General features: G+C 49.7%; 19 protein-coding genes and 1 tRNA gene. 9 read left to right on the forward strand and 11 right to left on the reverse strand.

Features of this window, described 5'->3' with window-relative positions:
* Nucleotides 1-117: 117 nt before the first annotated feature.
* Nucleotides 118-540 (reverse strand): CBS domain-containing protein, encoded by a 423-nt coding sequence (locus tag SAR116_RS06810; protein WP_013046195.1) that lies wholly within the window; start codon nucleotides 538-540, stop codon nucleotides 118-120.
* 146 nt (nucleotides 541-686) lie between these two features.
* Here SAR116_RS06810 and SAR116_RS06815 point away from each other — a divergent pair.
* Nucleotides 687-762: transfer RNA gene (locus SAR116_RS06815), tRNA-Thr, on the forward strand.
* A 92-nt stretch (nucleotides 763-854) separates the two neighbouring features.
* Here the strand turns inward: SAR116_RS06815 and clpB are convergent.
* Nucleotides 855-3,515: an ATP-dependent chaperone ClpB gene (gene clpB, locus SAR116_RS06820; protein WP_013046196.1), complete on the reverse strand. Its 2,661-nt coding sequence runs from the start codon at nucleotides 3,513-3,515 to the stop codon at nucleotides 855-857.
* 225 nt (nucleotides 3,516-3,740) lie between these two features.
* Between clpB and SAR116_RS06825 the strand changes: the two genes are divergently transcribed.
* The 3 genes from SAR116_RS06825 to ygfZ all read left to right on the forward strand — a co-directional run bounded on the left by SAR116_RS06825 (nucleotide 3,741) and on the right by ygfZ (nucleotide 6,546).
* The gene (locus SAR116_RS06825; RefSeq protein WP_041860829.1) at nucleotides 3,741-5,027 is read left to right on the forward strand and encodes an MFS transporter; all 1,287 of its coding nucleotides are present in this window, start codon (nucleotides 3,741-3,743) and stop codon (nucleotides 5,025-5,027) included.
* Nucleotides 5,028-5,180: 153 nt separating this feature from the next.
* Nucleotides 5,181-5,606, forward strand: a complete 426-nt coding sequence (locus SAR116_RS06830) for a hypothetical protein (RefSeq protein ID WP_190275427.1) — start codon at nucleotides 5,181-5,183, stop codon at nucleotides 5,604-5,606.
* Between the two features lie 28 nt (nucleotides 5,607-5,634).
* Nucleotides 5,635-6,546 (forward strand): CAF17-like 4Fe-4S cluster assembly/insertion protein YgfZ, encoded by a 912-nt coding sequence (gene ygfZ, locus SAR116_RS13280; protein WP_190275428.1) that lies wholly within the window; start codon nucleotides 5,635-5,637, stop codon nucleotides 6,544-6,546.
* A 17-nt stretch (nucleotides 6,547-6,563) separates the two neighbouring features.
* Here ygfZ and SAR116_RS06840 read toward each other — a convergent pair whose 3' ends face one another.
* Together SAR116_RS06840 and SAR116_RS06845 are read right to left on the reverse strand one after the other, a co-directional pair.
* Nucleotides 6,564-7,346, reverse strand: a complete 783-nt coding sequence (locus SAR116_RS06840) for a 3-hydroxybutyrate dehydrogenase (RefSeq protein WP_013046200.1) — start codon at nucleotides 7,344-7,346, stop codon at nucleotides 6,564-6,566.
* A complete protein-coding gene (locus SAR116_RS06845) occupies nucleotides 7,343-7,531 on the reverse strand; it encodes a DUF1192 domain-containing protein (protein WP_013046201.1) in 189 nt (62 codons plus the stop codon). The genes SAR116_RS06840 and SAR116_RS06845 overlap by 4 nt, the downstream gene beginning before the upstream one ends.
* 212 nt (nucleotides 7,532-7,743) lie before the next feature.
* On the opposite strand from SAR116_RS06845, the gene SAR116_RS06850 reads away from it, so the two are divergent.
* The 4 genes from SAR116_RS06850 to SAR116_RS06865 are packed head-to-tail and all read left to right on the forward strand — an operon-like array spanning nucleotide 7,744 to nucleotide 10,183.
* Nucleotides 7,744-8,307 (forward strand): DUF1013 domain-containing protein, encoded by a 564-nt coding sequence (locus SAR116_RS06850; RefSeq protein WP_013046202.1) that lies wholly within the window; start codon nucleotides 7,744-7,746, stop codon nucleotides 8,305-8,307.
* Between the two features lie 58 nt (nucleotides 8,308-8,365).
* A complete protein-coding gene (locus tag SAR116_RS06855) occupies nucleotides 8,366-8,575 on the forward strand; it encodes a YdcH family protein (protein ID WP_013046203.1) in 210 nt (69 codons plus the stop codon).
* A 46-nt stretch (nucleotides 8,576-8,621) separates the two neighbouring features.
* Nucleotides 8,622-9,134, forward strand: coding sequence for a 5-(carboxyamino)imidazole ribonucleotide mutase (gene purE, locus SAR116_RS06860; RefSeq protein WP_049757502.1), 513 nt, complete (start codon nucleotides 8,622-8,624; stop codon nucleotides 9,132-9,134).
* The gene (locus SAR116_RS06865; RefSeq protein ID WP_013046205.1) at nucleotides 9,131-10,183 is read left to right on the forward strand and encodes a 5-(carboxyamino)imidazole ribonucleotide synthase; all 1,053 of its coding nucleotides are present in this window, start codon (nucleotides 9,131-9,133) and stop codon (nucleotides 10,181-10,183) included. Before purE ends, SAR116_RS06865 begins: the two co-directional genes overlap by 4 nt.
* An 8-nt stretch (nucleotides 10,184-10,191) precedes the next feature.
* Here the strand turns inward: SAR116_RS06865 and SAR116_RS06870 are convergent, their stop codons facing one another.
* Both SAR116_RS06870 and SAR116_RS06875 read right to left on the reverse strand, forming a co-directional pair.
* Complete coding sequence (locus SAR116_RS06870) at nucleotides 10,192-11,112, reverse strand: homoserine O-succinyltransferase (protein WP_013046206.1); 921 nt, start codon at nucleotides 11,110-11,112, stop codon at nucleotides 10,192-10,194.
* A 122-nt stretch (nucleotides 11,113-11,234) separates the two neighbouring features.
* The gene (locus tag SAR116_RS06875) at nucleotides 11,235-11,924 is read right to left on the reverse strand and encodes a COQ9 family protein (RefSeq protein WP_190275429.1); all 690 of its coding nucleotides are present in this window, start codon (nucleotides 11,922-11,924) and stop codon (nucleotides 11,235-11,237) included.
* Nucleotides 11,925-12,114: 190 nt separating this feature from the next.
* On the opposite strand from SAR116_RS06875, the gene rpsU reads away from it, so the two are divergent.
* Nucleotides 12,115-12,318, forward strand: a complete 204-nt coding sequence (rpsU, locus tag SAR116_RS06880) for a 30S ribosomal protein S21 (protein ID WP_013046208.1) — start codon at nucleotides 12,115-12,117, stop codon at nucleotides 12,316-12,318.
* 122 nt (nucleotides 12,319-12,440) lie between these two features.
* Here the strand turns inward: rpsU and SAR116_RS06885 are convergent, their stop codons facing one another.
* The 5 genes from SAR116_RS06885 to SAR116_RS06905 form a co-directional block, all read right to left on the reverse strand.
* Nucleotides 12,441-13,835, reverse strand: coding sequence for an NAD(P)(+) transhydrogenase (Re/Si-specific) subunit beta (locus SAR116_RS06885; RefSeq protein ID WP_013046209.1), 1,395 nt, complete (start codon nucleotides 13,833-13,835; stop codon nucleotides 12,441-12,443).
* Nucleotides 13,832-14,146 carry an NAD(P) transhydrogenase subunit alpha part 2 gene (locus SAR116_RS06890; protein WP_238531196.1) on the reverse strand — a complete coding sequence of 105 codons (315 nt, stop codon included), beginning with the start codon at nucleotides 14,144-14,146 and terminating at the stop codon, nucleotides 13,832-13,834. Before SAR116_RS06890 ends, SAR116_RS06885 begins: the two co-directional genes overlap by 4 nt.
* Before the next feature lie 63 nt (nucleotides 14,147-14,209).
* Nucleotides 14,210-15,343 (reverse strand): Re/Si-specific NAD(P)(+) transhydrogenase subunit alpha, encoded by a 1,134-nt coding sequence (locus tag SAR116_RS06895; RefSeq protein ID WP_013046211.1) that lies wholly within the window; start codon nucleotides 15,341-15,343, stop codon nucleotides 14,210-14,212.
* 103 nt (nucleotides 15,344-15,446) lie between these two features.
* Entirely contained in the window at nucleotides 15,447-16,820 is a 1,374-nt protein-coding gene (locus tag SAR116_RS06900; RefSeq protein WP_013046212.1) for an ABC1 kinase family protein, read from the reverse strand.
* Nucleotides 16,820-18,598 (reverse strand): M3 family oligoendopeptidase, encoded by a 1,779-nt coding sequence (locus SAR116_RS06905; RefSeq protein ID WP_013046213.1) that lies wholly within the window; start codon nucleotides 18,596-18,598, stop codon nucleotides 16,820-16,822. The genes SAR116_RS06900 and SAR116_RS06905 overlap by 1 nt, the downstream gene beginning before the upstream one ends.
* Nucleotides 18,599-18,641 lie beyond the last annotated feature (43 nt).

An 18,641-nucleotide genomic window follows, 5' to 3' on the forward strand; every position in this document is an offset into this window, starting at 1 on the left:
ATGCTGTAAAACGGCAAAATTATTCGCACCGAAACAGGTGTAACCCCTTTGGATAGGTAAACCAAACTCAAAGGTGGCTGGCCATAGATCAGCCACCTTCAAACATAGTCTCGTGCCCTAGGAATTAATGAACTGCTTGATCAGCTCTGTTTCGCGTTCGTATTTTTCCAGCATTCTTTTAACCACATCACCGATTGAGACAATCCCGACAAGTTTTTTGTCTTTTGTGATGGGCACATGCCGAATACGATTCTTGGTCATCAAATGCATTAATTCCGAGGACGTTACCTGTTGGTCAACCGTTATAACCTTGGCAGTCATAAGGTCTTGCGCCTTCATCCCTTCAAGTGTTTTTCCCTTTGATAAATGACGAATAATATCGCGCTCGGACAGGATTCCTAGAACCTGCATGTTCTGATCGGCAACAACAACGGTGCCGATACCCCATTTGACAAGCATATCAACCACAGTTTCAAGGGCGCTATCGGCATTTACGGTAACACAGCCTCTTTCAATAAGTTTGGCAATGAATGGTGTCATTTTCAACCTCCCTCAATGTGACCTTCAACTGTGCTTGCGAGAAATAATTTATGTCAAATTAGAGAAATGCGATGTACCATTGTGCTAGACTGCACTGCCAATCCTGCTTGCAAAGCTTTGCACTCTATTGTAAATACCGCATCAGTGCTGCCATAGCTCCAGCGGTAGAGCGCACCCTTGGTAAGGGTGAGGTCGCGTGTTCGAATCACGCTGGCAGCACCATTTTCCCCTAATGGTGATTATAACCAGCGGCTTCGCTGTAAATCGTTGTCAGGTCAGCCGTTGGCTAACAAGGAATAACGGTTGCTTAAACCCTAGGCGTTACCAGCAACCGAACCCTCACCTAATAGCTCATCCTGACCCGAAGCGCGTTTCGCATCTGTACTGCTGGCAATCATCACGCCATTATTGGAAAAGGTCAGTTTGCCATCTTCATCAACACTGACCAGCACCGTATCACCATCACCAAAGGTACCGCTTAACAAAGCCTCGGCCAGCGGGTTCTGCACCGTGTTCTGGATCACCCGTTGCAATGGCCGTGCACCAAAATGCGGGTCATACCCCTTGTCACTCAGCCAGGCGATTGCTGCATCATCCAGTGTCAAAATGATTGAGCGCTCGGCAAGACGTGCCGCCAAGGTTGCGATCTGAATCTTGACAATCGCCCCCATATCGTCACGCGAAAGCCGCCGGAATAGCAAGGTCTCGTCAAGCCGGTTCAAAAATTCCGGCCGGAAGGTTGCCGCCACATCCGCCATCACCTTATCACGGGCATCTTCGCTAGAGGCACCATCCGGCAATTCCAGCAGATAATCAGCACCTATATTGGAGGTCAGCAAAATCATGGTGTTGCGAAAATCAACCTGTCGCCCCTGGCCATCGGTTAGATGGCCTTCGTCAAGCACCTGAAGAAGCACATTGAAAATATCGGGATGCGCCTTTTCAACCTCGTCAAACAGGATCACCTGATAAGGACGACGACGCACCGCCTCAGTCAGACTGCCGCCATCTTCATAGCCAACATAGCCAGGCGGCGCACCGATGAGACGGGCCACGGCGTGTTTTTCCATATATTCGGACATATCAATGCGCAAAACCGCCGTATCATTATCAAACAGAAATGCAGCCAATGCCTTGGCCAGCTCGGTTTTACCAACGCCCGTCGGCCCCAGCATCAAAAAGCTGCCCATAGGTTGATCGGGATTAGCTAGGCCTGCGCGGGCACGCCGTGTGGCATTTGCCACCGCCGCAATCGCTGCGTTCTGACCAATGATGCGCTGGCCAATGATATTTTCCATCGCCAGTAATTTTTCACGCTCACCTTCCAGCATCTTATCAACCGGAATCCCTGTCCAGCTGCTGATAACCTCGGCAATATGCTGGCTGGACACGTCTTCATTGACCATATCCGATTTCGATACAGCTTCCTTGGCCGCCGCAATCTCCTGTTCCAACCCGGGCATAATCGCATAGGTCAGTTCGGCAGCTTTTTCCAGATCACCTTGCCGCTGGGCAACATCAAGATTATGCCGCGCATCTTCAAGTGCCTGTTGCAAACGCCCCACTTCGCTCATCTGCGTTTTGACCTCATTCCAGGCGTCAGTCAGCTTCGCCGATTTATCTTCGAGATCGGCCAGTTCCTTTTCGATCGCCTTGAGGCGCTTATTTTGCGTATCTTTATTTTCTTTGAGTAAAGCTGCCTGTTCTATCTTGAGCTGGATGATCTGGCGGTCGGTCCGATCAAGATCATCTGGCTTGCTATCCGACTGGATGCGCAAATGACTGGCTGCTTCATCCATTACGTCAATCGCCTTATCCGGCAAAAACCGTTCATTGATATAGCGATGCGACAGGCGCGCGGCGGCAATTAGCGCTTCATCAGTAATCCGTACGCCATGATGCAATTCATATTTTTCCTTTAGACCCCGCAAAATGAAGATGGAGTCCTCAACATTCGGTTCATCGACAAACACCGGTTGAAAACGGCGGGTAAGCGCGGCATCCTTTTCCACATGCTGGCGATATTCATCCAAAGTGGTGGCGCCAATACAGCGTAATTCACCCCGCGCCAAGGCTGGTTTCAGCAGATTTGACGCATCCATGGCGCCATCGCTTTTGCCAGCGCCAACAAGCTGGTGCATTTCATCAATAAACAGGATGATCTCGCCATCGCGATCCTGCACCTCTTTCAAAACGCCTTTCAGACGCTCTTCGAATTCGCCGCGATATTTAGCACCGGCAACCAGCATGCCCATATCAAGTGACAATAAGGTTTTATTGGCCAGTGCCTCAGGCACGTCAAAATTGACAATGCGCTGGGCCAGGCCTTCGGCGATCGCCGTCTTGCCTACGCCCGGCTGGCCAATCAGAACGGGATTGTTTTTTGTCCGCCGCGCCAGAATCTGTATCGTGCGGCGCACTTCAGCATCACGGCCAATAACCGGATCAAGCTTGCCACGGCGCGCAGCGTCGGTCAGATCAGTTGTATAACGTGACAAAGCATCATAGGTGTCTTCGGCCGCATCATTATCGGCACTTCGTCCTTTTCGCATGGCCGTGATGGCCTCAACAAGCCGATCAACAGTAACGCCAGCCTTGTCAAATATGCCCTTGAGCCCACCTTTGGCCATTGCCAACAGCAAGATATCGATCGCAATAAACTGATCTTTGAAATTCTTGGCTTCGGTTTCGGCCGCAGCCAGAATGCGTGCCAGATCGTTATCCATCTGCAATTGACCTGCGCCACTACCTGTGACCACGGGCATTGTTGCCAGTTTCGCTTCAAGCGCGGCGCGCAAAGCAGCGCCATCGCCTCCGGCACGCCCGATCAGGCTTCGGACCATGACATTTTCATCGCCAAGCATGGCAAGTAAAACATGTTCAGCTGTCAGGCGCTGATGATTAGCATTCAAAGCTGTATTCTGACCAGCAGTCAAAGCATTACGCACGAGCGCAGTAAATTTATCTGTTTGCATCACGCATCACCTTTCTAATATGCGGGTTGCCCGGCGAAAGACTGGCACACCAAGCGGTGGCCGGACACCGGCACTATCCTAATCTTATGTCTTCATGATAATGACATAGGAATATGCCTTTCATATTTCAATATTCGAAGCATCATTAATCTTCTATCTTGCGCATAAAATCTTGCCTATGATGAAGCATATAAATAGTTTCCAAGTATCAAACGATCCGTACCCATGAAAATTTCAACGCGTGACTTTTTGACAATCGAATGGCGATTTCTGCTGTTTGGGTTACTCATGGCGCTGTTTTCATCGCTTGGGCAGACCTTTTTCATCTCGCTTTTTTCCAGCGACATACGCGCCGCATTAGCGCTTAGCCACGGTGACTTTGGCACCTATTATGCGATAGCCACGACGGCCAGCGCAATCACGCTGCTCTGGCTTGGCAAACTTGCCGACATAATGCGGGTGGAAAAGCTGGCCTTGATGGTGCTGATGTCGCTGTCCGGTGCGGCGTTATTCTTTAGCCAGGTGCAGTCAGTCACAATGCTATTGATCGGGTTGTTCATGTTGCGCCTGTTTGGCCAGGGCATGACAACGCACACTTATGCAACGGCAATAGCGCGGCGTTATATCAGCGCGCGCGGACGGGCGCTATCGATTGCCCAGCTTGGCCATACGCTGGGGGAATCTATCGCCCCGGTCAGTGTCGTTACAATGATGCTGTTTATTGACTGGCGCACAATCTGGATGATTTTACCCTTTGCTGCGCTGTTCATTCTGGCACCATTTCTGCGCTATCTGACCCAGCGCACACCCTTGCAGGACGGCGGCGGACTCGAAGGACTTAACATTCAAAAAGATGCCGCCGCCAAGCATGCAGATGATGTCCAAGACCAGAATGCCTTTGGTGATGATGCTGGTTTTGACGGGCGGCATTGGCGACGCCGCGATGTTATTCGCCATAAAACCTTCTGGTTTGGGTCAATGTGGCTGACCGCTGTCCCGTCTTATGTTCTGACAGGCGTCATGTTTCATCAGATTTATCTGGCAAATCTGAAAAATGTGTCACTTGCCAGTTGGACAGCCAATTACGTGCTGTATGCTGTGTTTGCCGTGATTGGGTCACTGGTCGCGGGTCAGCTTGTTGACCGCTTTACCGCGCGACGCGTTGCCCCCTATACAATGTTGCCAACGGCACTAGCCTGTATCTGCTTATATTTTGCAGATAGCGTGATGGGCATTTCTCTGTTTTTTATGTTGTTTGGCCTTGCCGGCGGCACCCCAAATGCCGCGACAACAGCGATTATTGCCGAAGCCTATGGAACCCGCTATCTTGGCGAAATCAAGGCTATTTTTCTGCCTATCAGCGTGTTTGGCTCAGCGCTATCGCCAATGATATTAGGGCTCATGATCGATCTTGGCGGTGGCTTGGAGATGATTTTGGGATCATGTGCGTTGATTGCCATCTTCGCGCAGATGTCATCAATGATCGTTCTTGGACATTTCCGTAAGGGCTGATAAATCTGATAGATAAAACTGGTCAGACAGTCATAACAATTAGGGCTTATAATGCTTGTAGATAAAATATATGCTAGTGGCAGAACAACATGTAGCCGCCTTCTTTTGACAAGCGCGTTGATGTTAGCACTGTCTTTAGGCGTGATGCGTTCCGTGAGCGCATCCAATCTACTGGATAAATGGCAAGGGGTCTGGTTTTCCTGCGAATTTGCCCAGCGTCAGCGGGCACCTGATGATGGATGCAAAATGTTTGATGATGAAGGTTTCACCTTCACCAATGGCCGCTTGAAGTATGTGCGCATCACCGAGTCTGACGAAACCGCATGCCGAGGTGAAAAAGTCGGGCAATGTTTCCGTCGTGATCGGTCAGCGATTGCGATCACGTCCCAGGATCGTGGTCAGCTTAAAATGAATTCAGCCAGCTTTACTGTCAGGTTTCTAGGATGCAAACAGCTTTTCTATTTCAACGACACGCCTGATTTCCGGGAAATATGGCCTGATGAAGATCGTTGTTTCTGGGCTAGCAAACGGCGTTTTTATATTGCGCCCTTCGCTGGCAATGTTGACTTTGTGGACTGATAGGTTTGCCGGTAACGGTAAAAACAAAATGATGGATACTTCAAAAAACAGCGTTTTTGCACATATGCCCGACATGGGCTTCATTGCCATTGCTGGCATCGAGGCGGTTGATTTCCTGCAATCAATCATCACGGCTAATGTTGAAACCTTGGATAGTGGCGCCATGCGTCAAGGCGCGCTTCTGACGCCGCAAGGTCGTGTGTTAATCGATTTTATGATCTATCGAACCAGCCAAGATGAATTACTTCTTCAATGCGAGGCAAATCGCCGCGATGACCTCTACACGCGATTGCGCCGTTATCGTCTGCGACGACCTGTTACAATCGAAACGCGTGATGATCTAGCCTGTTATGTCTGGTGGAACCTAGATATCGTTCCTGCATCCATGCCGCACCTGTTTGCCGATAGGCGAGATGGCGCGCTTGGTTATCGTTATCTGGGCAATGATGCCCAAACAGTGCTAAGCGACCATGGCGCAACATCCGGAACCATCGATGAATGGCATGCGATCCGTATTGCAAAAGCCATACCGCAAGGTGCGCTTGATCTTACCCCAGAACGCGCCTTGATGCTGGAATCTGGTCTGGATCATCTTGATGCGGTTGATTTTGGAAAAGGCTGTTATATCGGTCAGGAGGTCACCGCGCGCACGCATTACCGTGGGTTGGTCAAGCGGCGGCTAGCACCTTTCATGATTGACGCCATGCCAGAACCATCAGCAGATATTATGCTTGATGACGCCGTGATTGGCCGTTGCAAATCAATTGCACCACTGCCGGGTGGAGGTGCCATAACGCTTGGGCTTGTCAAGCTAAGTGATCTGCATATGCTTCAGGACTCTGGCCAGAATCCATCACTTACCATTGATAGTCATGTTGCACAGCTAGCCTTGCCCGACTGGATGCTGCCTTTGCCCAAGACCGCCAAAACCGACAGCTAACGTCTAAATTGATTGATCTATTGTGCTGTCCAGCCACCATCCATAATCAATGATGTGCCGGTTATGCTGGCCGATGCTGGCCCACATAAAAACTGCACAGCCGCGGCCACATCATCAGCATCGGTGAATGTCCAGCTTGGCATTTTATCAGCAACAAGCCTATTGGCTTCTTCGTCAAATGATTTTCCAGATGCTTTGGCGCGCTTGATAATCTGCTGTTCAACCAGCGGGGTTTTTACCCATCCGGGGCAAATCGCATTAACCGTAATGGCACCTCGTGCATGCTCAAGGGCCATCGTCTTGGTCAAACCAATCACCCCATGCTTTGCAGCAACATAAGCCGCCTTATCTGGTGATGCGACAAGACCATGTACCGACGAAATATTAATAATCCTCCCCCAGCCTGCCGCCACCATATGCACTGCCGCCGCTGCCGAAGCGTGAAACACGGCTGACAGATTTATCGCCAGCACATCATCCCATTTATCAGGTGGAAACGCTGTTACTGGCGCGACATGCTGAATACCGGCATTATTGACCAGAATGGCAATGCCGCCAAACCGATCTGCGGCCACATCAATCATATGGCGCACCGCCACCGGATCACGCATGTCTGCCGGATCATGTATTGTCTTGGGCGCACCCGCACGTATGAGGCTTTTGCAGATATCAGCGATTTCATCATCCGCACCCAGACCACCAATGGTGATATTCATACCCTGACTTGCCAGACGCCGTGCTATTGCCAGCCCGATTCCCGACGTTGCACCCGTGATCAGCGCGTGCTGAGCCCCCATCATTCGTTTCCTTTACCGAATAAGGCATCAGCGGCAGCATTGACGGCACCCTTATCAGCTATCAAAGCCTTAGCATGTATAATTTCAGCTTCCATATGCGCAATATAGTTCTGTAAATCTTCAATATTCCAGCTTTGCATATCCGCAGGCAGGCCAGCTGGTTTCAACTTTTCCAGTTCATCGTCCATGATACAGTCCGTTTATTTTCTTTATGTCTATTCATTTCAAAACATGACTTTATGCATAATGTGCATTTTTCCCAGCCGCGTCAAAGGCAGGCTTTGCATTGCGTTCTAAACCAGCTTATACTATAGCCACGTTTCCAGTTATGTTTGTAACAACGGCGCGACGGGCTGCACAGAACTTTCGCAGTGTACCGACGCACCAAAGGTAGGATATGATGACTCAGCTTCTTATGCCCAAAGCGACTGCCGTGTGGCTTATCGATAATACCAGTCTGTCATTTGAACAGATTGGTGATTTCTGCAATCTTCACGTTCTTGAAGTGCAATCTATCGCCGATGGCGAAGCAGGCATTGGTATTCAGGGATATGATCCAGTTCAAAATGGTCAGATAACACAACAAGAGCTTGACCGTTGTCAGGCTGATAGCACTGGTCGCCTTGTTCTAGCGACATCTGATCTGCCAACGCCAAACCGGCGCACTAAGGGTCCACGCTATGTGCCTGTAGCACGGCGTGGCGATAAGCCAGACGGTATTGCTTGGTTATGCAAGCATCACCCTGAATTGAAAGATACCCAGATCATCAAGCTGATTGGCACAACAAAGGAAACCATTGGTAAAATTCGTGAAAAATCGCATTGGAATATCGCTAATATCACAGCAAAACATCCTGCTATGCTGGGGCTTTGTGCCCAGGCTGACCTAGATGCTGCTATTGAAAAGGCTGGTGGTTCGCCGCATTCAGAAGAACAGCTTTCGAATATGACCGAACTTCCATAAACCCGATAATCACAGCGTATTTATAGACACATTCACCTAAGGAGACGGTTTCGTAACGATGGAAAGAGCACAGCAAAAGGCGGCTTTGGCTAATCAGCTGTACCAGCTTGAAAGTGAACATCGTGACCTTGACGAAGTGATTGGACGGTTGGGCGATGACAAACCCTTTGACCAGCTGAAATTACAACGGCTGAAAAAGCGTAAACTCATCTTAAAAGACGAAATCACTAAACTCAAAGCTGGCATTCTTCCTGATATTATCGCCTAATTCTTATTGCCCAATCTGTCTGATTTAACAGCGACGTGAGTATGACATGGCCAGTAGCACCCCATCTTCGGCATCTTCTACCCTTGCTAAGGTAGCTATCTGCATGGGCAGCCAGTCTGACTGGAAAACCATGCAGGAAACAGCATCGTTACTTGAAGAACTTGGTGTAACGCATGACACCAAAATCATTTCGGCACATCGTACACCTGCCCGTTTAGCGGCGTTTGCTGAAACCGCGCATGAAAATGGATTCGCTGTTATCATAGCAGGCGCAGGCGGCGCCGCGCATCTACCTGGCATGATTGCCGCGCATACGCATTTACCTGTGCTTGGGGTGCCGGTTGAGTCAGCAGCGTTAAAGGGAATGGATTCATTATTATCAATCGTCCAGATGCCTGCTGGCGTGCCTGTCGGAACCTTGGCTATCGGCGTGGCTGGTGCCAAAAATGCGGCTTTGCTAGCGACCCAGATTCTAGCTCTTCAGGATAGCGCCTTATCGCAACGCCTGATCGCCTGGCGTGATGCCCAAACAGCCAGTGTCGCGGACACACCCGCATGATCATCGGCATATTGGGAAGCGGACAGCTTGGCCGGATGCTGGCAATCGCCGCCGCCCAGCTTGGTATAAAGGCGCATATTTTCGCCCCCGACGCAAATAATAGTCCGGCTGGTGATGTTGCCGCCGCCACAACCGAGGCAGCTTATGATGACCAAGACGCACTCATTCGCTTTGCCAATTCGGTTGACGTGATTACCAGTGAATTTGAAAACGTACCGGCCAAGACACTCGATATTCTATCTATGCATAAAAAGGTCAGTCCGGGCATTAGCGCATTGCACACTGCGCAGCATCGTATCCGTGAAAAGACACTCGCCCGCGATCTTGGCATTGATACGCCAGCTTTCTGGCATATTACAAACGCCGCCGCACTTCACGTTGCCATGGCTGAACTGAATAAAGACGGCATTTTGAAAACATGCACGCTTGGCTATGACGGCAAGGGACAGGCCAGAATTTCACCATCAAGCGATCTTGATGCGGCTTTTGGCGCTTTAGGATCGGATGATGTGATTCTAGAAGAGATGATCCCTTTTACCGCCGAAGCCAGCTTTTTAATCGCCCGCGCGCATGATGGGCGTTCCTGCGTGTTTCCTGCCAGCCTGAATCAGCATAAGGACGGCATCCTTGACCGTTCAGTTGCCCCGGCGGCGCTTGACGATACGCTCATAAAGGCAGGTACCGAGGCGGTAAAAAAACTGGCCGATGCGCTGGATTTGTTCGGCGTTATGGCTCTTGAATGCTTTATCACCGATGGCAAGCGGTTACTTTTTAACGAAATTGCACCACGGCCGCATAATTCGTTTCACTGGACGATCGAAGGCTGTGCCACAAGCCAGTTCACACAGCTAGCCCGCGTATTGGCTGAAATGCCATTCGGTTCTGTAAGCACCTATGGACAATGGCAGATGGACAATCTACTTGGCGAACACATGGACAATGTTCCCGCGTTGCTGGCTAGCGATCATATACATGTGCATCTATATGGCAAAAGCGGTGCCAAAAAAGGCCGCAAGATGGGTCACACTAACCGTCAAATTACGCCCTGATCAGATCGCTAGCGGTCTTTTAACGTCGCGGCAAGGTCGTACGGCGTTGCCTGATACAGATCATTGATCCAGTTACTCATCAGTAAAAAGGCAAAGGGACGCCAGAAATTCACTGGCATCTGCGTCATGTCGTTATTAGGGAAATAATGCTTGGGCAAGGCGGTATCTTTGCCCTCGGCAGCATCACGGTGAAATTCATCAGCCAGTGTGGCCGCATCATATTCCAAATGATTCAACACAAACAGATCACCCGTCTGTGCATCACGAACCATTCCAACACCGCATTCATGCCCTTGGGCAAGCACCTGCAAACCTGCTTTTTCAAGATCATCCTGGCGGTTCATCGTATAGCGCGAAATCGGCATTGGGAAACGATCTGTAAAGCCATTCATAAGACGGCCTGATAAATCAGTGAGCTGATGCTCAAAAACACCGAACAGCTTTTCATCCATTTCATATTTCGGCACATCATGAAAATAATGCAACAAAGCCTGCGCCCCCCAACAAATACCAAGCCGCCTGAAACAATGTGTGCGGGACCATTCCATGATGTCGGTCAATTCCTGCCAATAAGTCACATCATTAAATTCTAGGGTTTCAATCGGCGCCCCTGTTACAATCAACGCATCAAAATAATCATCACGAACATCATCCAATTGCCGATAAAAACGACGCATATAACCCGGTTCAGTATTGCGCGGGGTATAGCTGGCAGTGGTCATAAGAATCATTTCGACCTGCAATGGTGTATTACCAAACAGGCGCGCAAATTGAATTTCAGTGTCTTTTTTCTTCGGCATCAAATTCAGTAATAAGAGACGCAACGGGCGAATATCCTGCTGCATCGCAAGTTCCTGCGGGATAATATCAACCGCTTCGGCGCGAAGTGTTTCCAATGCGGGCAAATTATCAGGCACTTTAATAGGCATGTTTTCTCCTATGCGTTTCGTCACGCATGTTTCAACATTTATAACGCAAACATCGGTTTTTGCCAGACCAACAAATAACCGGTTCAACATAATGAAAAACGCTACAGAGGAAAGGTGTATTTCTAGCGTGAACGCGCCATTGTTGAGAATAGCCCCATCGCCATACGTTTGCCTGCAGACATTGCCGCCTTGGCTGGTGCTGTCATTTTTGGTATGCGGCCAATATCACGTAACCGGCGATCAAGAAACGCCTCAGTCGCTGTCATTGAACCCGAATTATCCGCCAGCCATGCCAGCAATGTCGCGCTATAGACACCAGCTAAAGTCGCCCGTTTGGTATAGAATGAAAAATCAGTGTCCCGCTGGCCGGCGGCGCGCCACATGGCATCTACCGTGCGATATAATGCTTTTGCCGAGGCCGGCGCATTAGCCGGAACAGCCAGCACCGCAAGTCCACGCCGGATTGCCTCTTTATGCAGGCTGGCTTGTTCCAAGCGCAATAAAACCAGTGTCCGTATCATCAAATGCACTTTTTCAGGGCGATTTTCCAGTGCCGCAAAGGCATCAGCCATGGCCACATCCGCGCGTGCCGAATGCATCAAAATGGCATCGACGGCACCATTGGGAAACAGCGCATCAACCATTTCTGCATCACGCCCACAATCTGCCGCACCAGCCAGCAAGGCGTCACGTCCCCAACCATCAAATGGCACATGCATCAAGGCAGCATCAAGAATCGCTATCGCATCCTTGGACAGCGAATCATCCACAGAATCGGTGCCCTTATGCGTTTTGTCCCTGCTTTTCATCATCACATTATCCATTTCTTGGCAAAAATACCCACTTTGATCCTATATATAGGTACTTATGGTCAGGTTGCCAGCATCTTTGGCTTGTTATAAAGCACAATCATGCAAAGGCTTTACAAGCCGAACACCGCTATGATAGAAAACCTCTCCGCTCAAAACGGAAACCAGATATCTTTGAAAGGATGTGAAAGACGTGTTCGTCACCGTTAGAGACAATAATGTGGATCAAGCCCTGCGTGTTCTGAAAAAGAAAATGCAGCGCGAAGGTGTATTCCGCGAAATGAAAAATCGCCGGTCTTACGAAAAGCCATCAGAACGCCGTGCGCGCGAAGCCGCTGAGTCAACCCGCCGTGTGCGCAAGCTCATGCGTAAGCGCTTAGAGCGTGAAGGCTATTAGAATCCATACACCTGCTTATTAGCATTAAGCCTTGTTAGCTGTGCTTATAACCAGATCCCATCTTTACCGAAAGCCGCCTTCTGGGCGGCTTTTGTTTTTGTGGCTTGTGGGTGACGGTTTGTCTAATCCAGCGACTGCACGACTTCTTCGCACATCTTTTTGGCGTCACCAAACAGCATCATCGTATTATCGCGGAAAAAGACTTCGTTCTGCACACCCGCATAGCCCGATGCCATTGACCGCTTGATAAACAGAACTGTCTTGGCAAGTTCGACATCCAGAATAGGCATGCCATAAATAGGCGAAGACGGGTCGGTTTTTGCCGCCGGATTGGTCACATCATTAGCGCCAATCACAAAAGCAACATCCGTCTGTGCAAAATCACGATTTATTTCTTCAAGTTCCAGCACATCTTCATAAGGCACATTGGCTTCGGCGAGTAGCACATTCATATGCCCCGGCATACGGCCTGCAACAGGATGAATCGCATAGCGTACGGTAACACCGCGCGCTTTCAGCAAATCGCCCATTTCACGCAAAGCATGCTGCGCCTGAGCCACCGCCATGCCATAACCCGGGACAATAACCACCGAGTCGGCATTTTCCATGATAAAGGCGGCATCCTCGGCTGAGCCCTGCTTGACTGTCTTGTCACCGTCACTGCCACCCGTTGCCGCCGCGGCATCATCGCCACCAAAGCCGCCCAGAATAACATTGAAAAATGACCTGTTCATGCCTTTACACATGATATAGGACAGAATCGCACCCGACGCGCCAACAAGCGCACCAGTGATAATCAATAATGGGTTGCCAAGGGTAAAGCCGATACCGCACGCCGCCCATCCCGAATAGGAATTGAGCATTGAAACAACAACCGGCATATCAGCCCCGCCAATCGGGATGATAATCAACACGCCAAGTACCAAAGCGGCTGCAAAAATTGCCCAGAATAATAAGTCGTTATTGGTTATGACCAAGGCGGCAATAGCCGCAAGCAAACCAAGGCCAATCACAAGATTCAGCATGTGCTGGCCAGTGAAGGTAACCGGCTTGCCACTGACAAGCCCCTGCAACTTGCCAAAGGCGATGATGGATCCCGTAAAGGTAATCGCGCCAATCGCAAGACCCAGACCCATTTCGATCAGCGAACCCATGCCAATCGCGCCGCGCGCACCAATACCATAGGCTTCTGGATTGAAATAGGCAGCTGTGGCCACAAAACAGGCCGCCAGACCAACTAATGAATGAAAAGCAGCTACCAGTTGCGGCAAAGCTGTCATCTGAATACGTAGGGCCAATAGGGTGCCAATACCGCCGCCAATGGCGATTGCCAGCACGATAAGGCCATAGCTCTCAACCTGGGGTAGTGCCAATGTTGTAGCGACTGCGATCAGCATGCCTGCCATACCTAACCGGTTGCCCCGTCGCGCGGTTTCAGGTGACGACAATCCGCGCAATGCCAATATAAACAGAACACCACTTACAAGATATAATAGTGAAGACATGGTCGCACTCATTTGCCAGCACCCTTTTTCTTGCCTTTAAACATCGCTAGCATTCGCTCGGTCACGATAAAGCCACCAAAGATATTGACCGAGGCCAGAACAACCGCCAGAAAGCCCATCACCTGGGCAAAATTGGATTCAGCCGGACCAGCGGCAATCAACGCGCCAACCACAATCACCGAAGAAATCGCATTGGTGACACCCATCAAAGGTGAATGCAACGCTGGTGTCACTGACCAGACAACGTAATATCCAATGAAGCATGCAAGCACCAAAACAGTTATGCCGAACAATAGCGGGTCAATCCCCGCTTGTGCGGCCATATCAGCGGCTTTTTGACTTGTATCAGCTAGTGACATGATAAGGCTCCTCTCAATTGGGCAGGGCTAGCTCGTGACCGATGGATGCACAAGCTGACCCGCTTCCGCCACCAACGATCCGGCGATAATCTCGTCGTCTTTGTTAATCGTTAATGCGCCAGCTTCCTTATCCCACAGCAAACCAACAAAATTCATCAGATTCCGTGCATAGAGGCTGGACGCATCTTTCGGTAACCGACCCGGCATATTGCAATGACCAATAATGGTGACATCGTTGGCTTTGACAATCTCGTCCGGCTTCGACAAGGCACAATTACCACCCTGTTCAACCGCCATATCGACAATCACTGACCCCGATTTCATCGAAGCAACCATTTCGGCAGATACTAATTCGGGTGCGGGGCGACCAGGAATAAGCGCGGTGGTAATAACAATATCCATTACACGGATCGTTTCGGCGATCAATACCTGCTGTTTGGCCTGATATTCAGCGCTCATCGCTTTGGCATAACCACCATCGGTTTCAGCCTGTTTGAATTCTTCATCCTCAACCGCGACAAATTTACCACCCAGCGACTCGACCTGTTCTTTGGCCGCTGGCCTTACATCGGTGGCACTGACAATTGCGCCAAGTCGTTTGGCTGTGGCTATCGCCTGAAGTCCAGCAACACCAGCACCCATAACCAGCACTTTGGTTGGTGGGATTGTACCAGCCGCCGTCATCATCATCGGAAACGCACGGCCAAATTCATAAGCCCCTTCAATTACCGCCCGATACCCCGCTAAATTCGACTGACTCGACAGAACATCCATTGATTGCGCGCGCGAAATACGCGGCACTAACTCAAGCCCGAAAACGGTCGCGCCTGTTTTGGCGATAGCCGCGTTACGCTTGGCATCCACGTAGCCTTCAAACAGACTCAATATGATAGTATTTTTTTGTATCAAAGCGGTTTCTTCAATTTGCGGCGGGCGCACCTTGAAAATTAGGTCAGCCTTTGCATAACCGTCTTTTGCCGTTTTGATAATTTTGGCACCAGCCTCTGTAAAAGCCGCATCATCATACGATGAAGACGCACCTGCGCCACTTTGAACGGTAACGTCCAGCCCTTGGGCAACTAGTTTTGAGATGGTTTCAGGTACGACCGCACAGCGCGTTTCGCCAGAGGCTATTTCAGCAGGAACAAAAAGAGTTGGCATATAAAATCCTCGATAAATTCAAGCGTTCTTGCTCCCCTTTATACGCGCTAATTTATAATAGCCAAAACGTTATATCTAATAACCCTAAAAAATAACAGGGTTTTTATATAAGACCTTCCGGAATATCGGCAAATTTCGTAGCTTCGCTTTGCCGTTGTGCTAGTTTATTGACATCAAAATCATCAATCAAATCGTGGAAAAGATTGTGCCAGTTAACTTCAGCGCCAAGATGCATGAATACTGAGCCAAGCCCTACAGCCGCGCGGTCCATCAGCACAAATTCTCGTGGTGGCTTAATTCCGCCAATGCGTTTGAGCTCCTGATGAACCTTACCAGCCAATTCACGACCCGCTTTACCATTTCGCATTTCCTGAATCGGGCGCACTTTATTCTCGAGAAGCGGGGCATAGATAAATTCAGCCCACATATTCAAAACCGAAATAGCCTCGTTATCAAGACCGGTAAAGCCCCAGCGTTCATAAGCATCAACCGCCTGATCCCGATTCTGATCCCGCAATGCTTTATATAATTCAATAACGCCAGCGACGAATTGTGGGCGGAACAGGCGAATCGAACCAAAATCCATCAGATTGATTGAATTATCTTGGCGTAGCGAATAATTACCCAAATGGGGATCACCATGAATGACGCCATAATAATAGAATGGCACATACCAGACGCGGAACATATTCTTTGCTATTTCATTGCGCGTTTCCTGGCTTGGATTTGTTTCAAGAAATGGCATGACACGGGTGCCGTCTAGCCAGCTCATTGTCAATAAGCGGTCAGTTGACAGCTCCGGAACATATTCAGGCAAAGTGACAACCGGTTCGTCGCGCAGCATATAGCTGTAGAGTTTGAGATTGGCGGCCTCACGCCGGTAATCGAGCTCTTCTTTCAGCCGGTCAGATAGTTCATCATAGATATCGCGTGTCGAGATCGCCGAATCATAGCGTTCATAGAGCTGAAAGAGCAGCTTTAGCTGACGTAAATCAGCCTCGATCGCTGATTGCATATCAGGATATTGAAGTTTGACGGCTAATGTTTCACCCTCTAGCGAAGTTGCCTGATGCACTTGGCCAAGTGAGGCTGCCGAAACAGCATCGCGCGTAAAACTGGTAAATTTATCCTGCCAGTCTGCGCCAAGCTCTGAGGCCATGCGCCGCCGCGTAAACAACCAGCCCATAGCTGGGGCGTCAGCCTGTAAACTGGCAAGCTCATCAGCATATTCAGGCGGCAAAGCATCGGGAATGGTTGATAGAATTTGCGCCACTTTCATGATCGGGCCCTTCAACCCTCCAAGTGCTTTACGTAAATCAGCAGCATGTTTACCACGATCAATATCAAATCCGAGATATCGTTCGCCAGCCACACGCGCGGCCAAACCACCCATCGTTGATGTAACCTTTGCATAGCGGCGAAGGCGACCGCCAAACTGTCTTTCGCGGTCGGGAGACTTGTTGTCTTCAGATGTCATTATGCCAGACTTTCTAACTCATCAATCATGTTACTAATCATATCAAGGCCGGTTGACCAAAAGGCCGGATCACCTGCATCAAGACCAAATTTAGCAAGTGCAACATCATAACGCTCGGTACCGCCAGCACTGAGCAAGGCTTTATATTTAGTTACAAAACCTGCCGCATCACCATTGGCAAGGGCGTTCTGATAATTCTGCCATAGGGCATTAACCAGACAATCACCAAAAGCATAGGCATAAACATAGAATGGTGTGTGCACAAAATGCGGCACATAGCTCCAGACCGGGCGGTAGTCATCACCGATCCTAATCCCCTGTCCCAAGGCGGCACGTTGGGTCTCCATCCATATATCCGAAATTTCCTCTGGCATCAGTTCAGATGAACGGCGGGCATCATGTAACGCCGTTTCAAAATTGTGAAAAGCGATCTGCCGTACGACTGTATTCAGCATATCTTCAACCTTGCCTGCCAATAAAACCCGCCGTGTTGCTGGATTCGCGGTGGCGTCAAGCAACCGGCGAAAAGCCAGCATTTCAGCAAAAACCGATGCTGTTTCTGCCAGCGTAAGAGGCGTATCTGACATTAAATAGCCATTATCAGCGGCAAGGCACTGATGCACCCCATGACCCATTTCATGTGCAAGCGTCATCACATCACGCGCTTTGCCAGAAAAATTCATCAGAATATAGGGGTGAGCCGATGGCACTGCCGGATGCGAAAAGGCGCCTGACGATTTGCCAAGGCGCGGTGCTGCATCGATCCAGTTATTATCGAAAAACGGCTTGGCAATCGTTGCCATGCCCTGATCAAAGCTAGCAAAGGCATCAAGTACGATGTCACGCGCTTCTTGCCATGTAAAATCACGATCATCATCACCCAGAAGCGGCGCATTGCGATCCCACCAGTCAAGCTGGCTTTGCCCCATCCAGCGTGCTTTCAAGCTATAATAGCGATGCGATAGATCGACATTACGGTCATTAACAGCACGCACCAACGCATCAACCACATTATCGTCAACATCATTGGCAAGGTTGCGTGATGCAACTGGCCGCTTAAATCCACGCCAGCGATCTTCAACTTCTTTATCTTTGGCAATTGTATTGATGATCAACGATAACAGGCGTTCATTTTTTTTGAGTGTGGTCGAAAGGGATAAACCGGCTTCCTTGCGATGCGCGGCATTAGGGCTGGACACCATATCAAGTATCTCGGCTTCGGTGACTTCATCGCCCTGAAACGGAAACCGCATTGCCGTGGCCGTTTCATCAAATAGCCGCACCCACGCCCCGCGACCTGTTGGCCCCTGTTCGGCCAGCATCTTTTCCATATCAGCCGAGAGCTGATATGGTGCCATTGCGCGTACCCGGCGAATCCATGGTGCCCAATGCGCCAACTCGGCTGTTTGCATAACCCAATTCATATGGGCGTCATCAAAAGTTGCAATTTCAAGTTCAACAAACAGCAGTTGCGCGCCAATTTCTGCGCCAGCTTCACGCATCGACTGATGATGCTTGGCTATACTGGCATCCGCTGTGTTGGCCGCAAATAACAATTGTGCATGACATTGCACACGGCCCAAGCGTTCGATAATCATTTCATAGATGGTGATGACCTCGGCAAGTTCACTGCCATTGGCTTTGTCCAGCTTGCCTTGCCAGCTGGTTTGCAATGCGGCGCTGTCCTTGCGGCATGATTTGATATCCGCCGCAATACGATTATCGTCAATATCGGTATAGAGGTCGCTGAGATCCCAAACAGGACTATTATCTAACATCACATATCTCTTTCGAAGTTAATCACCAAAGAACTGCAAAATT

The sequence above is a fragment of the Candidatus Puniceispirillum marinum IMCC1322 genome (assembly GCF_000024465.1).
GTDB classification, from domain to species: Bacteria; Pseudomonadota; Alphaproteobacteria; order Puniceispirillales; family Puniceispirillaceae; genus Puniceispirillum; species Puniceispirillum marinum.